The sequence below is a fragment of the Streptomyces sp. NPDC098101 genome, from assembly GCF_044760185.1.
Classification (GTDB): domain Bacteria; phylum Actinomycetota; class Actinomycetes; order Streptomycetales; family Streptomycetaceae; genus Streptomyces.
The window spans coordinates 1108515-1124852 of the sequence record NZ_JBIWAS010000003.1; the positions used below are offsets into that span (position 1 = coordinate 1108515).

At 74.3% G+C, this 16338-nt stretch carries 13 protein-coding genes and 1 pseudogene; 7 read left to right on the forward strand and 7 right to left on the reverse strand.

From position 1 onward, the window contains the following. Nucleotides 1-36: 36 nt before the first annotated feature. The 3 genes and pseudogenes from ACIQVI_RS18125 to ACIQVI_RS18135 all read right to left on the reverse strand — a co-directional run. A complete protein-coding gene (locus tag ACIQVI_RS18125; RefSeq protein WP_403596913.1) occupies nt 37-645 on the reverse strand; it encodes a helix-turn-helix domain-containing protein in 609 nt (202 codons plus the stop codon). Between the two features lie 168 nt (nt 646-813). Beyond that, nucleotides 814-1509 (reverse strand): response regulator, encoded by a 696-nt coding sequence (locus ACIQVI_RS18130; RefSeq protein WP_351970730.1) that lies wholly within the window; start codon nt 1507-1509, stop codon nt 814-816. A gap of 560 nt (nt 1510-2069) precedes the next feature. Next, nucleotides 2070-3671 (reverse strand): annotated as a pseudogene (locus ACIQVI_RS18135) (ATP-binding protein); the annotation flags it as partial. 188 nt (nt 3672-3859) lie between these two features. Between ACIQVI_RS18135 and ACIQVI_RS18140 the strand changes: the two are divergent. Continuing rightward, the gene (locus ACIQVI_RS18140) at nt 3860-5212 is read left to right on the forward strand and encodes a cation:dicarboxylate symporter family transporter (protein ID WP_403596580.1); all 1353 of its coding nucleotides are present in this window, start codon (nt 3860-3862) and stop codon (nt 5210-5212) included. A 118-nt stretch (nt 5213-5330) separates the two neighbouring features. Here ACIQVI_RS18140 and ACIQVI_RS18145 read toward each other — a convergent pair whose 3' ends face one another. Next, the gene (locus ACIQVI_RS18145; RefSeq protein WP_403596583.1) at nt 5331-6221 is read right to left on the reverse strand and encodes an aldo/keto reductase; all 891 of its coding nucleotides are present in this window, start codon (nt 6219-6221) and stop codon (nt 5331-5333) included. Next, nucleotides 6218-7114 (reverse strand): NAD-dependent epimerase/dehydratase family protein, encoded by an 897-nt coding sequence (locus ACIQVI_RS18150; RefSeq protein ID WP_403596586.1) that lies wholly within the window; start codon nt 7112-7114, stop codon nt 6218-6220. Before ACIQVI_RS18150 ends, ACIQVI_RS18145 begins: the two co-directional genes overlap by 4 nt. Before the next feature lie 67 nt (nt 7115-7181). Here ACIQVI_RS18150 and ACIQVI_RS18155 point away from each other — a divergent pair, with 67 nt between their 5' ends. The 6 genes from ACIQVI_RS18155 to ACIQVI_RS18180 all read left to right on the forward strand — a co-directional run bounded on the left by ACIQVI_RS18155 (nt 7182) and on the right by ACIQVI_RS18180 (nt 12426). Then, nucleotides 7182-7721 (forward strand): Lrp/AsnC family transcriptional regulator, encoded by a 540-nt coding sequence (locus ACIQVI_RS18155; protein WP_403596589.1) that lies wholly within the window; start codon nt 7182-7184, stop codon nt 7719-7721. Between the two features lie 100 nt (nt 7722-7821). Beyond that, nucleotides 7822-8670 carry a nitroreductase/quinone reductase family protein gene (locus tag ACIQVI_RS18160; protein WP_403596592.1) on the forward strand — a complete coding sequence of 283 codons (849 nt, stop codon included), beginning with the start codon at nt 7822-7824 and terminating at the stop codon, nt 8668-8670. A gap of 59 nt (nt 8671-8729) precedes the next feature. Next, nucleotides 8730-9134 carry a MerR family transcriptional regulator gene (locus tag ACIQVI_RS18165; RefSeq protein WP_351970735.1) on the forward strand — a complete coding sequence of 135 codons (405 nt, stop codon included), beginning with the start codon at nt 8730-8732 and terminating at the stop codon, nt 9132-9134. Between the two features lie 5 nt (nt 9135-9139). Continuing rightward, nucleotides 9140-9490, forward strand: a complete 351-nt coding sequence (locus ACIQVI_RS18170; protein WP_403596596.1) for a thioredoxin family protein — start codon at nt 9140-9142, stop codon at nt 9488-9490. A 39-nt stretch (nt 9491-9529) separates the two neighbouring features. Further along, the gene (locus ACIQVI_RS18175; RefSeq protein ID WP_403596599.1) at nt 9530-10066 is read left to right on the forward strand and encodes a GNAT family N-acetyltransferase; all 537 of its coding nucleotides are present in this window, start codon (nt 9530-9532) and stop codon (nt 10064-10066) included. Between the two features lie 125 nt (nt 10067-10191). Further along, a complete protein-coding gene (locus tag ACIQVI_RS18180) occupies nt 10192-12426 on the forward strand; it encodes a HelD family protein (RefSeq protein WP_403596602.1) in 2235 nt (744 codons plus the stop codon). 18 nt (nt 12427-12444) lie between these two features. Here the strand turns inward: ACIQVI_RS18180 and glgB are convergent, their stop codons facing one another. After that, complete coding sequence (gene glgB, locus ACIQVI_RS18185; RefSeq protein WP_403596605.1) at nt 12445-14766, reverse strand: 1,4-alpha-glucan branching enzyme; 2322 nt, start codon at nt 14764-14766, stop codon at nt 12445-12447. A gap of 148 nt (nt 14767-14914) precedes the next feature. Continuing rightward, complete coding sequence (locus ACIQVI_RS18190; protein WP_403596608.1) at nt 14915-16264, reverse strand: maltokinase; 1350 nt, start codon at nt 16262-16264, stop codon at nt 14915-14917. Between the last annotated feature and the right edge of the window lie 74 nt (nt 16265-16338).

Below are 16338 nucleotides of genomic sequence, written 5' to 3' on the forward strand. Positions count from 1 at the left end.
CGGTGCCGGTCAGGGACTTCGGCGTACGGCCCGGGGTCACGTGCCGGTGTACGTCCAGAAGTGGCCGATGACGTCGTCCAGATACGCGCGCCCCGCGTCGCCGGAGCCCCCCGACGCGCCCCAGCTGCTGGTCGCCGCCATCCGGGCGTGGTAGTCCGCGTGCAGCCGCTGGAGCGCGGCCTCCACGGTCCGCCGGGGCAGCGGCACCGTCCGCGCCACCGGCTTCACGTACGCCTGCCAGCGGGTGGTGGCCGCGTCGCGCAGCAGCTCGGCGAGGCGCTCGTCGCCGCCGGTCGCGGTGATCAGGGCGCGCGGGCCGAGGCCGAGGGCCTCCGCGAGGGCGGCCGTCTGGCGTTCGGTGCCGCGCCAGCGCCCCTCCTCCTCCATCCGCCGGTACTCCCGGGCCGTGACCCCCACCCGGCGCGCCAGCTCCTCGGGGGCGATCCCGCGCGCCACCCGGTGCTCGCGCAGGGTGGAGGCGGTGGCGATCAGCTCGGCGGGGGAGCACCACAGGACGCCCGCGAGGGCGGTGAGCTCCTGCTCGGTGGGGACCGCCCGGCCGCGCTCCCAGGCGAGGACGGTCTCGGGGGTGGCGAGGACGCCGTACTGCGCCCGCAGGCCGTAGGCGACGTGGTCGTGGGCCATGCCGAGCCCTTCCCGCAGGCGGCGCGCGGCCGGGGCGTCGAAGGGTGGGGAAGGAGGGTGCACGCGGACACCGTAGGTGCGGAGGGTGACGGCTGGATACGGTGCGTTCGCCCAAGGCGCGAGGTTCGTAGGAACGTGGGAACCGCCCGGTAACGGCGTTCCGCCCGTTCAGTGGCTCCGTACGGGGCCGTCCAGCCAGCGGTACTGGAGCTCGGGTCGTCCGATCTGCCCGTACTGGGGCGCCCGTACGGCCCGGCCCTCGGTCACGAGGTGTTCCAGGTAGCGGCGCGCGGTGATCCGGGAGATCCCGACGGCCGCCCCCGCCTCGGCGGCGGTGAGCCCCTCCGGGGCGGCCCGGAGGGTACGGGTGACGGCCTCCAGGGTCGGGGCGCTCAGGCCCTTGGGGAGCGCGGCGGGGTGCGGGGCCCGCAGGGCGGCGAGCGCCCGGTCCACCTCGTCCTGCCCGGAGGCCTCCCCGGCGGCCGCCCGGAACTCGGCGTACCGCACGAGCCGGTCCCTGAGGGTCGCGAAGGCGAAGGGCTTGAGCACGTACTGGACGACCCCGAGGGAGACGCCCTCCCGCACGACCGCCAGGTCCCGGGCGGAGGTCACCGCGATGACGTCGGCGGTGTGCCCGGCGGCGCGCAGCGCCCGCAGGAGCTGGAGGCCGTGGCCGTCCGGCAGGTACAGGTCGAGCAGGATCAGATCGACCGGCGTCCGGTCGAGCACCCGCACGGCGGCGGCCCGCGAGTGCGCGACCCCCACGACGACGAAGCCCTCGACGCGCCCGGCGTAGAGCGCGTGCGCGTCGGCGGCCACGGGGTCGTCCTCGACGACCAGCACCCGAAGAGGAACGGCACTCACGGGGCCACCTCCGCGCCGGGGGCGCCTTTCGTATCGGGGGCGCCGCTCGCACCGGAGACGCGCTTCGCGTCGGGGGTGCCCTGTGCGCCGGGGGTGCCGCTTGCACGGGAGACGCCCTGTGCACCGGGGGTGCCGCCCGCGCCGGAGACGCCCTGCGCGCCGGGGGCGCCGTCCGCGCCGGAGACGCTCTGCGCGCCGGGGGTGCCGCTTGCACGGGAGACGCCCTGTGCACCGGGGGTGCCGCCCGCGCCGGAGACGCCACCCGCGCCGGAGACGCCCTGTGCACTGGGGGTGCCGTCCGCGCCGGAAACGCCGTCCCCGCCGGAAACGCCGTCCCCGCCGGAGACGCCGCCCGCACCGGAGACGTCCCTCGCGTCAGAGGCGCCCCCCGCTCCGGGGCTGCCCTCCGCTCCGGCGGCATCGCCCCTGCGGGGCGGCCCCCCGGCTCTCCGAGGCACCGGCACCGGCACCGGCACGGCCTCCCGCACTGCCACGGCCTCCGGTGCCGCCCCGTCTCCCCGCACCGCCATCTCCTCCCGTACCGCCGCCTCCCCCCGTACCGCCCCCGCTCCCCGTCGCAACGGCAGCCGTACCGTGAATTCCGCCCCGCCCTCCGCCCCGTCCGCGAGGGTCAGCGTGCCCGAGGCGCGGGAGACCGCCTGGCGGACCAGAGCCAGGCCGAGGCCGCGGCCCGGGCCCCGGGTGGACCAGCCGCGGCCGAGGACCGCGTCCCGGTCGGCCGGGCGGACGCCGGGGCCGCTGTCCGAGACCCGGATCAGCAGCTCGCCGTCCCCCGCGCGGGCCGCGACCGTGACCGTCACGCGCGCGTGCGGGGTCCCGCCCGCCGCCTCCACGGCGTTGTCGATCAGGTTGCCGAGGATCGTCACCAGGTCCCGCGCGGGCAGCGCCTCCGGCACCCGGCCGTCGTCGATGCGGCTGTCCTCGCCGAGGACCAGCTCCACGCCCCGCTCGTTGGCCTGCGCCGCCTTGCCGAGCAGCAGCGCCGCGAGGACGGGTTCGCCGACCGCGTCCACGACCCGGTCGGTGAGCGCCTGGGCCAGCTCCAGTTCCGCCGTCGCGAACTCCACCGCCTCCGCCACCCGGCCCAGCTCGATGAGCGAGACGACCGTGTGCAGCCGGTTCGCCGCCTCGTGCGCCTGGGAGCGCAGCGCCTCCGTGAAGCCCCGCTCGGAGTCCAGCTCGCCCGACAGGGCCTGGAGCTCCGTGCGGTCCCGCAGCGTCACGACGGTCCCGCGCCGCTCCCCGCCCACCACCGGGCGGGTGTTCACGACGAGGACCCGGTCGTCCGTCAGGTGCGTCTCGTCCACGCGCGGCTCCGAGGACAGCAGCGCGCCGGTCAGCGGCGCGGGCAGCCCGAGGTCCGCCGCCGGACGCCCCACGACCCCCTCGTCCAGGCCGAGCAGCTCCCGCGCCCCGTCGTTGATCAGGGCGATCCGCCGCCGCCCGTCGAGCATCACGAGCCCCTCCCGCACGGCGTGCAGCGCGGCCTCGTGGTAGTCGTGCATCCGGCTCAGCTCGGCGGCGTTCATGCCGTGGGTGTGGCGGCGCAGCCGCGCGTTCACCACGTACGTCCCCGCCCCGCCGAGCGCGAGCGCCGCGCCCGCCATGCCGAGCAGGGCGGTCACCTGCTCCCGCACCTGCGCGCTGATCCGCTCGATCGTGATGCCCGCGCTGACCAGCGCGACGACCCGCCCGTCGGCGTCGAAGACGGGCGCGATCGTCCGCACGGAGGGGCCGAGGACCCCCAGGTGGGTCTCGGAGTGGACCTGCCCCCGCCGCGCCTCCTCGATGTGGCCGAGGTACGTGCGGCCGATCTGGTCCGGCTCCGGATGCGTCCAGCGGGTGCCGTCCGGCGCCATGATCACCACGAAGGCGACGTCCGCGTGGCGCCGCAGCGCCTCCGCGTACGGCTGGAGCGCCGCCGACGGATCGGCCGAGCGGACAGCCGCGGCCACGGACGGGGAGTCGGCGACGGCCGCGGCGGTGGCCGTGGACTGGCGCCGCGCGGTCTCCTCGGCCTGCTCCCGGTCCGTGAGGTACGCGAAGACCGCGCACCCCGCCACGACGACGGCCACGAGCACGACCTGCATCGCGAAGAGCTGGCCGGCCAGGCTGCGGGGGCGGGGGAGGCGGAGGCACATGCGGGTAAGTGTGCACGTCCGGGGCCGCGCGGCGGCGTCCCGGCCCCGCCCGGTTCCGCGCCCCCGTCGTTTCGGCCGTGAACGAAACGTACGCAACCGTGACCCGGGTCACAGGCTGGTGGATAGTCGCGGAGGTCCACCGGGACGCGGACGCCCGGAGGACACCCACCAGCACGAGGAGGACCGCCGTGGCCGCACGCCGGGACCGTACCCACTATCTGTACCTGGCCGTCATCGGCGCCGTACTGCTCGGCATCGCGGTCGGCTTCCTGGCGCCGGGCTTCGCCGTCGAGCTGAAGCCGCTCGGCACCGGCTTCGTCAACCTGATCAAGATGATGATCTCCCCGATCATCTTCTGCACGATCGTGCTCGGCGTCGGCTCGGTGCGGAAGGCCGCGAAGGTCGGGGCCGTCGGCGGCCTCGCCCTCGGCTACTTCCTGCTCATGTCGACCGTGGCGCTCGCGATCGGCCTGCTCGTCGGCAACCTCCTGGAGCCCGGCTCCGGACTGCACCTCACCAAGGAGCTGGCCGAGGCCGGAGCCAAGCAGGCGGAGGGCGCGAGCGAGTCCACGCCGGACTTCCTCCTCGGGATCATCCCCACCACCCTCGTCTCCGCCTTCACCGAGGGCGAGGTCCTCCAGACCCTCCTGGTCGCCCTCCTGGCGGGCTTCGCGCTCCAGGCGATGGGCGCGGCCGGGGAGCCGGTCCTGCGCGGGATCGGGCACATCCAGCGGCTCGTCTTCCGCATCCTCGCCATGATCATGTGGGCGGCCCCGGTCGGCGCGTTCGGCGCGATCGCGGCCGTCGTCGGCGCGACCGGCGTGGACGCGCTGAAGTCCCTCGCCGTCATCATGATCGGCTTCTACCTGACCTGCGGACTCTTCGTCTTCGTCGTGCTCGGCGCGCTCCTGCGCCTGGTCGCCGGGATCAACATCTGGACCCTCCTGAAGTACCTGGGCCGCGAGTTCCTGCTGATCCTCTCCACCTCCTCCTCCGAGTCGGCGCTGCCGCGCCTCATCGCGAAGATGGAGCACCTGGGCGTCTCCAAGCCGGTCGTCGGCATCACCGTGCCGACCGGCTACTCCTTCAACCTCGACGGCACCGCGATCTACCTCACGATGGCCTCGCTCTTCGTCGCCGAGGCGATGGGCGACCCGCTGTCGCTCGGCGAGCAGGTCTCCCTCCTCGTCTTCATGATCATCGCGTCGAAGGGGGCGGCGGGCGTCACCGGCGCGGGCCTCGCCACCCTGGCGGGCGGCCTCCAGTCGCACCGGCCCGAACTGGTCGACGGGGTGGGCCTGATCGTCGGCATCGACCGCTTCATGAGCGAGGCGCGCGCCCTCACCAACTTCGCGGGCAACGCCGTCGCCACCGTCCTCGTCGGCACCTGGACCAAGGAGATCGACAAGGCGCGGGTGACCGAGGTCCTCGCCGGCCGCGTCCCCTTCGACGAGCAGACCCTCGTCGACGACCACGCCCCGACCCCGGTCCCGGACCAGCGGGCGGACGGGGAGGGCGAGAAGACCCCCGCGACGGTCTGACCGGCCTCCGTCCTCTCCCCGCTCCCGCGAAGAACCTCCGGGTCCCGGGCCTTGAGCCGGATCCGGGCCCCGGACACGGGAAGTCCCCGGCCGCCACGCGCGACCGGGGACTTCCCGTTCACCCCCGTACCGCCGCCAGCTCCGCCAGCTCCTCCTCCGTCAGGACGAGCCCGGCCGCGGCCGCCGAGTCCCGGGCCGTCTCCGGACGGCTCGCCCCCGGGATCGGCAGGACGGTCTCCGAGAGCGACAGCAGCCAGGCGAGCGCCACCCGCTGCGGGCCGACCCCGCGCGCCCGCGCCACCCGGTGGAACGCCCCGAACTCCGGGTCCTCCGCCAGGGCGGACGCCCCGTCCAGGGAGCTGCGCGAGATCCCGCCCAGCGGGCTCCACGGCAGGAAGGCGAGACCGAGCTCCGCGCAGAGCCGCAGCTCCGCCTCCCCGTCCCGGACGGCGGGCGAGTACCGGTTCTGCACGGAGACCAGCCGGTCGCCCAGGACCTCCCGGGCCAGCAGGATCTGCCCGGTGTCCACGTTCGACACCCCGGCGAGCCGGACCGTGCCCGCGTCCAGCAACTCCCGCACCGCGCCGAGCGATTCGGCGTACGGGACGGCCGGGTCCGGCTTGTGCAGCTGGTACAGGCCGATCGCGTCGCCCCCGAGCCGCCGGGCCGAGGCCTCCGCCGCCCGCCGCAGGTGCCCGGGCCGCCCGTCCACGGTCCAGCCGCCGCCGGCCGTCCGCCCCCGCCCGCCCTTCGTCGCCACGAGCACCCCGTCCGTACGGCCCCCGTACGAGGCCAGGGCCCGGGCCACGAGCAGTTCGCCCTCGCCGGGCTCGCCGCCGGGCGGGTGGTAGGAGTCGGCGGTGTCGAGCAGGGTCACGCCCGCGTCCAGGGCCGCGTGCACCGTGGCCACGGCCCGCGCCCCGTCGGGCCGCCCCTCGATGGAGAGCGGCATCGTGCCGAGGCCGACGGCCCCGACCCGTACGTTCCCCAGCGTCCGGAAGCGCGTCACCGCGCCGCCCCGACCGCGTCGGAGACGGCCCGCGCGAGCCACTCCGAGGAGTGCGAGAAGGAGTAACCCAGCTCCGTGGCCCGCGTGTTGTCCATTCCGTAGGAGCGGGCGAAGGAGAACGGCGAGACCTCCCCGGCCTCCACCTCCCGGAACACCGTCCGGCCGCCCACCTGCCGCTCGATCTCCGCGCAGAGGTCGGCCGTGCGCAGCGGGCCGTGGGAATGCGCGTTCACCGGCCCGGTGAAGTCCGCCTCCACCGCCCAGGCGAGGAACGCGGCGATCTCCTCCACGTACACGTAGGTCGCCGGGCGGTTCACCGCCGGCACCGCGATCGGCTCGCCGTCCCGGACGCGCCGCACGTAGTGGTCGAGCCGGCCGGTGAAGTCGTCGCCGCCGCCGAGGACGTGCGCCACCCGCACCGAGGCCCACGCGAACGGCGCCCCCGCCGCGAACACCGCCTCGGCCTGCCGCTTGCCCTCCCCGTAGTGCGCGTCGCGGAACTCCGGGTCGTCCCAGGGCGCGCCGGTGTCGACGGCGACCGACGCCAGGTCGAGGGCGCTCTCCGGGACCGGCTCGGCCGAGTCCTCGTCCCCGTACACCTCCACCGTCGACGTCATCACGTAGCGCCGGACGCGCCTCGTGAAGACCCGCCGGGCGATCTCCGCCTGGCGCGGGGTGTAGCAGACCTGGTCGAGGACGACGTCGAAGGAGCGGCCCGCGAGCACGGATTCCAGAGCGGCCTCGTCGTCGCGGTCGGCCACGAGGTGCCCCGTTCCGTCCGGAACTCCGGAGGAACCCCGGTTGAGCACGGTGACGCGATGCCCGGATTCCCGCAGGAGCGCGATGACCCGCTTGCCGAAATAGCGGCTCCCGCCGATGACCAGAACGTCCATGAATTCCCACTCCCTTTTCTCCGGGGACAAGTGTTACGGTCGGCGTCCGCCGTCTGAAGGGGGAGACATGGGCGTTCCGGCCCTCGCGCCGAAGGAACCACGGCGTTCGAGAGGAATCGCCGACGAAACCCCGGCGGCCCCTCACGCGGCTTTCGATCCGGTCGACCGGCAGATCCTGGACCTGCTCCAGACCGACGGCCGGATCAAGCTGAGCGAACTCGGCCGCCGCGTCCGGCTCAGCCCGGCGGCCGTCACCGAACGGGTCCGCCGCCTGGAGGCGAGCGGCGCGGTCACCGGCTACGGGGCCCGGGTCTCCCCGGCCCGCCTCGGCTACGGCCTCCAGGCCTTCATCCGGGTCAATCCGCACGGCGGCTACACCCTCAAGCACCCCCGCACCCTCGAACTGACCGCCCGCCCCGAGGTCCTGGAGGTCCACCACGTGGTGGGCGAGGACTGCTGGATCCTCAAGGTCGCCGTCACCGACACCGTCCACCTCGAAGACGTCCTGGAGCAGACCTCGACGCTCGGCCGGACCACCACCTCGATCGTGCTGTCCTCCCCGGTGGAGGGGAAACCGCTGCTGCCGCCGACCGGAAGGCGCCCTTGACGCCCGTCGGGGCGCGCGGCTGGAATGGGGGGACTCACGTCGCGTGCCGGTCCGCGCTCGAAAGCGGAGGCATGGAGGCAAGAGGGCATTAGGGACGGCTTTGCCCCTCCACTTCAACACCGAGATCATCGACGAGTTCCGTACCAACGCCGGACGCCTCGGCGGCCCCTTCGAGGGCTGGACGCTCCTCCTTCTCACCACCACCGGCGCCAGGTACGGAAAAGAACACACGACCCCGCTCGGCTTCGTGGAAGACCACGACCGACTGCTCGTCGTCGGCTCGGCCGGCGGCTCCGACCGGCACCCCGACTGGTACCGCAACCTCCTCGTGAACCCCACGGTCACCGTGGAACTCGGCACGGAGACCTGGCGGGCCACCGCCGTCGCCGCCTCCGGTGCCGAACGCGACGAACTCTTCGCGAAGGTCGTCGCGGCGGCCCCCGGCTACGCCGACTACCAGAAGGCGACCGACCGCGTCCTCCCGGTCGTCGTCCTCCACCGCCTCCCGGAGGAGACGTACACCCCGCCGGACCGGCTCGACGCCCTCGCCGACGAACTGGTCGCGATCCACGACGGGCTGCGCGCCGACCTCGCCGCGCTGAGCGACGGCCTGGGCACCCGCACGGCCCCCGGCCTCACCGTGGAACTGCGACGGCGCTGCGTCACCTTCTGCTCCGCCCTGGCCGTCCACCACGGCGGCGAGGACGCCGGCCTCTTCCCGTACCTCGCCCGGGAGTACCCGGAGAAGGCCGCCGTCTTCGAGCGGCTGCGCACCGAGCACGACACGGTCGCCCGCGTCCTCGACGAGCTGCGGACCCTGCTCGCCCGGGTCGACGAGACCGGGCCGGCCGAGCTGCGCGGCAAGTTCGAGCGGCTCCGGGGCGAGCTGGAGACCCACTTCGCCCACGAGGAGGCCGAGGTCGTCCCGCTGCTGAAGGCAGCCGCCTGACCTCCTCCCGCACGCACGCCCTTGCCCTGACGCCGACGTCAAGGCCTACCGTCGGGGACATGCGCATCGGAGAGCTGGCCGAGCGGGCCGGGACCACCCCGCGGACCCTGCGGTACTACGAGTCCCGGGGGCTCCTGACCGCCCGGCGTACGGACCGGGGGCACCGCACGTACGACGAGGACGACCTGCGGCTCCTCCAGCAGATCAGGACCCTCCAGGACTTCGGGTTCGAGCTGGAGGAGACGCGGCCGTTCGTCGACTGCCTGCGCGCGGGGCACCCGGCGGGGGACGCGTGCCCCGCGTCGATCGCCGTCTACCGGCGGAAGCTCGCCGAGCTGGACGGCCTGATCGAACAGCTCCGGGCGGTACGCGCCCAGGTGGGCGCCCAGCTCCTCCGGGCCGAGGCGGAACTGCCGCACGGCCCGGAGCCCCGGTGCGAACTGGCCCTGGAGACGGAGGAGTGACGGACATGACGACGAACACGACGAACACGCCGGGCGTGACCGAGGTGACGGACGCGGACTTCGCCACGGAGGTACTGGGCTCCGGACCGCCGGTCCTGGTGAAGTTCACCGCCGAGTGGTGCGGGCCGTGCCGGCAGATGAAGCCGGTGCTCGGCGCGCTCGCCGAGGAGGAGGCCGGACGCCTCCGGATCGTGGAGATCGACGTGGACCGCAACCCGGGGACCACGGTGCGGTACGGGGTCCTCGCCACCCCGACCCTCATGGTCTTCCGGGCCGGCGAACCCGTGAAGTCCCTGGTGGGCGCCCGCCCGAAGCGCCGCCTCCGGGAGGAACTGGAGGACGTCCTCGGCTCCTGAGCGGCGAAGGCCCCGGTGCCCCGTGCCAGACTCGGCCGCATGAACCATGATCACGACCCGACCGGCCCGACAGATCCGACCGGCCCGACAGACCTGACCGGCCTGACCGTCGGCGACCGCGACCCCGAGCTGGCGAAGCTCCTCGACCGGGGGCTCGACGCGTACAACTTCGCGGCCACGGGGACCGGCCCCAAGGACCAGAGCGAGTTCTCGGTGAAGGCCGTCGATCCGGCGACCGGCGAGGTCGTCGGCGGGATCACCGCCTGGACCTGGGCCGGACTGCTCGGCATCGACATGCTCTGGGTCCACGAGGAGCACCGCCGCGACGGCTGGGGCGGCAGGCTCCTGCGGGCCGCCGAGGAGGAGGCCCGCCGCCGCGGCTGCGACCGGGCCACGGTCTCCTCCTTCACCTTCCAGGCCCCGGACTTCTACCGCCGGCACGGCTACGTGGAGACCGGCCGCACCCTCGGCATCCCGGGCGGCGCCGAGGACGTCCACTTCCACAAGGTCCTGACCCACAAGAATCCGGCCGGGGACCCCGCGGGCGAAGAACGGAAAAACCCCGACCGGAATTGACAGTCGGGGTGTTGCGGAGCGTATATTGGTGGATTCCGTGCCTGCACAGCAAAAAGGCGCACCCAAGTGCGCCTGCAAGTCACGGTGAAGCTCAATAAACGTACTGTATCGCGCCGGGAGTCGAATTGTCAACCGAGGAATTTCGGAACGAACAACAATTCATCACCGATCTCTACACACGACTCGACGACCTGAGGGACCAGGCCGAGGCCGCCGTCGACCGCGCCCTGCGCACCCCCGGCACCGGCGGCAACCAGGGACGGCTCGAACGGGACGTGATGGTCGCCGAGCAGTCCGGGCTGCTCGCCGCGCTCAACGCGGGGGAGAGCGGCCTCTGCTTCGGCCGGCTCGTCTTCCGCGACGGGCGCGACCACCACATCGGCCGGCTCGGCATCCGCGAGGACGACCCGAACCGCACCCCCCTCGTCGTCGACTGGCGCGCCGAGGTCGCCCGCCCCTTCTACCTCGCCACCGGGTACGAGCCGATGGGCCTCTCCCGCCGGCGCCACATCGGCACCACCGGCCGCACGGTCACCAGCCTCCACGACGAGGTCCTCGACCTCGCCGACGCCACCCGCACCGGCCACGAGAGCCGGGACGCCGACGAGGTGCTGCTCGCCTCGCTCGACGCCGCCCGCACCGGCCGGATGCACGACATCGTGCAGACCATCCAGGCCGAGCAGGACGCCATCATCCGCTCCCCGCACCGCGGCGTCCTCGTCGTCGAGGGCGGCCCCGGCACCGGCAAGACCGCCGTCGCCCTGCACCGCGCCGCGTACCTCCTCTACGCCCACCGCGAGCAGCTCGCCCGCCGGGCCGTCCTCATCGTCGGCCCCAACCCCGCCTTCCTCGGCTACATCGGCAACGTGCTGCCCTCCCTCGGCGAGACCGGCGTCCTCCTCGCCACCCCCGCCGAGCTCTTCCCCGGCGTCCGCGCCACCGGCACCGACACCCCCCGCGCCGCCGCCGTCAAGGGCTCCGCCGCCATGGCCGGCGCCCTCGCCGCCGCCGTCCGCGACCGCCAGCGGGTCCCCGAGCGCGGCGAGCCGCTGGTCGTCCCGCACGAGGACGGCGACCTGGTCGTCGACTGGGACATGGCCCTGGAGGCCCGCCACAAGGCCCGCGAGACCGCCCTCCCGCACAACCTCGCCCGCCCCTACTTCGTCTTCCGGATCCTCGACGCCCTCGCCGGGCAGCTCGCCGACCGCATCGGCGCCGACCCCTACGGCGGCCCCAACTTCCTCGGCCCCGACGACATCGCCCTGCTCGCCAAGGGCATCGCCGCCAACCCCGAGGTGTACGCGGCCCTCGACACCCTCTGGCCCGCCCTCACCCCGCAGGAGTTCCTCGCGGACTACCTCACCGAGCCGACCCACCTGCCCGACGCCGACGCCGCCGCGATCCGGCGCGGGGACGGCGCGTGGACCCCCGCCGACGTGCCCCTGCTCGACGAGGCCGCCGAGCTGCTCGGCGAGGACGACTCGGCCCTCCGGGCCGCCGAGGAGGCCGAGCGGCAGAAGCGGATCCAGTACGCGCAGGGCGTCCTCGACGTCTCCTACGCCTCCCGCACCTACGAGTTCGAGGACAAGGAGGAGCAGGACAAGGACGCCTCCGAGGTCCTCTCCGCGCACGACATCATCGACGCCGAGCGGTTCGCGGAGCGCCACGAGGAGGCCGACCACCGCACCGCCGCCGAGCGGGCCGCCGCCGACCGCACCTGGGCCTTCGGGCACATCATCGTGGACGAGGCCCAGGAGCTCTCCGCGATGGCCTGGCGGCTCCTCATGCGCCGCAGCCCCACCCGCTCCATGACCCTGGTCGGGGACCCCGCCCAGACCGGCGACCCGGCCGGCGTCGGCGCCTGGCGGGACATCCTCGGCCCGTACGTGGAGGACCGCTGGGAGCTGGTCCGGCTCGGCGTCAACTACCGCACCCCCGCCGAGATCATGGCCGTCGCCGCCGGCGTGCGGCGCGAGACCGACCCCGGCTTCGAACCGCCGAGCTCGGTCCGCTCCACCGGCGTCGAGCCCTGGGACCGCACGGCCGGGGACCCGGTGAAGGAGACCGCCGACGCGGTCGCCGCCGAGCGGCGCCCCGACGGGCGGCTCGCCGTGATCGCCCCGCCGGAGCTGCACCCGGCCCTGGCCGCCGCCCTCCCGGACGCCGACCACGGCCCGGCCCCCGACCTCACCCGGCCGGTGGTCCTCCTCGACCCCCGGCAGGCCAAGGGCCTGGAGTTCGACACGGTCCTCGTCGTCGACCCGGACGGCATCCGGGCCGGCGCCCCGCACGGCGTGAACGACCTGTACGTGGCGCTGACCCGGGCCACCCAGCGCCTCGGCGTGATCAGGCCCGCGTGATCACGCCCGCCGTGCCCTTCAAGCCGGCCTGAGCCACACCGTCGCCAGCGGCGGCAGCGTCATCCGCACGCTCGACTCCCGACCGTGCCACGGCACCGACTCGGTCTTCACCGGGTCGGTGCCGACCACGTCCGAGCCCCCGTACCGGCCCGCGTCCGTGTTCAGCACCTCCGTCCAGGCCGCGAAGGTGTCCGGCACCCCGAGCCGGTAGTCCTGCCGCACCACCGGCGAGAAGTTCGACACGGCGAGCAGCGGCGAGCCGAAGCCGTCGAAGCGCAGGAACGCGAAGACGTTGTCGTCGGCCGCGTCCCCGACCACCCACTCGAACCCCTCGGGCGAGGTGTCCCGCTCCCACAGCGACGGCGTCGCCGTGTACACCGTGTTCAGGTCGCGGACCAGGTCCCGCACGCCCCGGTGGTCGGCCGCCGCCCCGTACGCCGGGTCGAGCAGCCACCAGTCCGGGCCGTGGTCCGCCGACCACTCCCCGCCCTGCGCGAACTCCTGTCCCATGTACAGGAGTTGCTTGCCCGGGTGGGCCCACATGAAGCCCAGGTAGGCACGGTGGTTGGCCCGCTGCTGCCACCAGTCGCCCGGCATCTTCGACACCAGCGACCGCTTGCCGTGCACCACCTCGTCGTGCGAGATCGGCAGGATGTAATTCTCGCTGTACGCGTACACCATCGAGAACGTCATCTCGTTGTGGTGGTACTTCCGGTGCACCGGCTCCTTCTGCACGTACTCCAGGGAGTCGTGCATCCAGCCCATGTTCCACTTCATGCCGAAGCCCAGGCCGCCGAAGCCGCCCGGACCCACCTGGTCCGTCGCCCGCGTCACCCCGTCCCAGGCCGTGGACTCCTCCGCGAAGGTCACGATCCCCGGGCAGCGCCGGTACACGGTCGCGTTCATCTCCTGGAGGAACGCCACCGCGTCCGGGTTCTCCCGGCCGCCGAACTCGTTCGGCACCCACTCGCCGTGCTCGCGCGAGTAGTCCAGGTAGAGCATCGAGGCGACCGCGTCCACCCGCAGGCCGTCGATGTGGAACTCCTGGCACCAGTACACGGCGTTCGCCACCAGGAAGTTCCGCACCTCCTTGCGGCCGTAGTCGAACTCCAGGGTCCCCCAGTCCGGATGGTGCGACCGGCGCGGGTCCTCGTGCTCGTACAGCGGCCGCCCGTCGAACTCGGCCAGCGCCCAGTCGTCCTTCGGGAAGTGCGCCGGGACCCAGTCCATCAGGACCCCGATCCCCGCCCGGTGCAGCGCGTCCACCAGGTGCTTGAAGTCGTCCGGGGTGCCCATCCGGGCCGTCGGCGCGTAGAAGCCGGTGACCTGGTAGCCCCACGAGCCGCCGAAGGGGTGCTCGGTGACCGGCATGAACTCCACGTGCGTGAAGCCCAGGTCGCGCACGTACGCGGGCAGCTGCTCGGCCAGCTCGCGGTAGGTCAGGCCGGGACGCCAGGACGCCAGGTGCACCTCGTACACCGACAGCGGGGCCTCGTGCGCCGGGCGCGCGCCCCGCCGCTCCATCCACTCCGCGTCGCCCCACGCGTGGTGCGACGCGGTGACGATCGACGCGGTGTTCGGCGGGCACTCGGTCCGCCGGGCCATCGGGTCCGCCCGCAGCGTGTGCGAGCCGTCGGGCCGGGTGATGTCGTACTTGTAGACCGTGCCCTCGCCGAGGCCGGGCACGAACAGCTCCCACACGCCCGTCGAGCCGAGCGAGCGCATCGGCAGGCCCGCGCCCCAGTACGTGAACTCGCCGGTGAGCCGCACCCCGCGCGCGTTCGGCGCCCAGACCGCGAAGCGGGTGCCGGTCACGCCCTCGTGCGTCATGATCCGGGAGCCGAGCGCCGTCCACAGCTCCTCGTGCCGGCCCTCCCCGATCAGGTGCAGGTCCAGGTCCCCGAGCGAGGGCAGGAAGCGGTACGGGTCCTGGACCTCCAGCTCGGGCCCCTCGTCGTAGCGGACCCGCAGCTCGTACGCCGGCACCTTCCGCAGCAGCGGCAGCAGCCCCGAGAACAGCCCGTCCCCGTCGTCGTGCAGCACCACCCGGCGGCCCTTGGTGAGGACGGCGACCTCCCGGGCGAACGGGCGCAGCACCCGCACCACCACCCCGCCGCGCACCGGGTGCGCGCCGAGCACCCCGTGCGGGTCGTGGTGCTCCCCGGCGAGCAGCCGGGCCCGGTCGCCCGGGTCGAGCGGTGGCGCCTTCCGCACGGCGGGCCGCGCCGGTGCCGGCTCCTTCCGCACGGCGGGCAGGTCCGCCGCGGACGCCTTCTTGGCAGTGGCCGACGCGGGCGCCTTCTTGGCTGTGGACGTCTTTCCTGCGGGTCGGGCGGTCACGGGGATGCCTCCTGGAGGACGGAAGAAGGGGATACGGGGTGTGAACGGTCCGCCGCCCGCCCGGGAAACTCGGCCGAACGGGGCGCGTGGCCGTGCTCGCGGGCGGGAGCGGTCACGGGGACGGGGGACGCTGCTCCGAACGAGGGCGTCACGGGGCCGCCGCCAGACGTTCGATCGCCGCCATCGGGACCGGCAGCCAGTCCGGCCGGTGCCGGGCCTCGTAGACGACCTCGTACACCGCCTTGTCGGTCTCGTAGGCGCGCAGGAGCGCCGGGTCCGAGCGGGGGTCGGCGCCCGCCGCCTCCGCGTAGCCGGTGCAGAAGGCGGCCCGGCAGCGGGACGCCCAGTCGGCGTTCCAGGGGCGGTGGGTGCGGGCCGCGTAGTCGAAGGAGCGGAGCATCCCTGCCACGTCCCGGACCGTGGGCTGGGGGCTGCGCCGCTCGTCCAGCGGCTTCGCGGGCTCGCCCTCGAAGTCGATCACCGCCCAGGCCCCGTCGGAGCCCCGCAGGGTCTGCCCGAGGTGCAGGTCGCCGTGGATGCGCTGGACCGCGCCCGCCCCGGCGGTCCCGCCCGCCGCCGCGAAGACGGCCCGCAGGCCGGGCACGTGCGGCAGCAGCGCGGGCACGGCCTGCGCCGCCGCGTGCAGCCGCCGGTCCATCGCGTCGGCGAGCAGCTCCGCCTCGGCCTTCCCGAGGCGCCGCGTCGGCAGCGTGTCGGCGAGCGCCAGGTGCACCTCGGCCGTGGCGCGGCCGAGCGCCCGCGCCTCGGTGGCGAACTCCCGGCCGTCGGCCAGCGCGTCGAGCGCGAGCCGCCAGCCGTCCCGGGAGTCCCGCAGGTACGGCTGGAGGACGCCGAGGGTCGCGGCCCCCGACTCGAACCAGGCGACCGGCGCGGGCACCCGGGCGCAGCCGGCCCGGCTGAGCGCCAGCGGCAGCTCCAGGTCGGGGTTGGCGCCGGGACTGACCCGCCGGAAGATCTTGAGGATGTACGCGTCCCCGTAGACCAGCGAGGAGTTGGACTGCTCGGCGTCGAGCACGCGGGGCGCGAGCGCGGCCGGCAGGGCGGTGGTGGCGTGGAAGCGCAGCGGGCCGGTCCGGCCCGGGGTGCGCAGCCGCTCGTAGAGGAGTCCGGCGAGCCGCGGGTCGCGCAGCCCTTCGTAGACGGCCCGTCCGGCGAGCGGCCCCTGCCGGATCCGCCCGATCAGGGCGGGGGCGAGGCGGGGCGGGAGCTGGGTCCGCACGCCCAGCAGCAGTTGGTAGCAGTCGGAGGGCGAACCGGCCGGGCGGCCGGGCTGTTCGACCCGTACGAGCAGATGGAGGAGGCCGGGCCCCGGGCCGTCCAGCGGCAGCAGCTCGGTGGCCGCGTCCAGGGTGAATCCGGTGACCCTGCGGCCCTTGCCCGCGAACCAGCGCTGCCGTGGCAGCCATTCGTGGAGCAGGGGGGCGAGGGACGGAAGGAGGGCGTCCGGGGCCCGGGTGTTGGATGCGGTCTCCGGCATGGCATCGCGTCCTTTCCCCGGGGCGCGCAGTTGGCTTTCGTATACGTTCAAATGCGCAGAGTGTCCCGGATGGC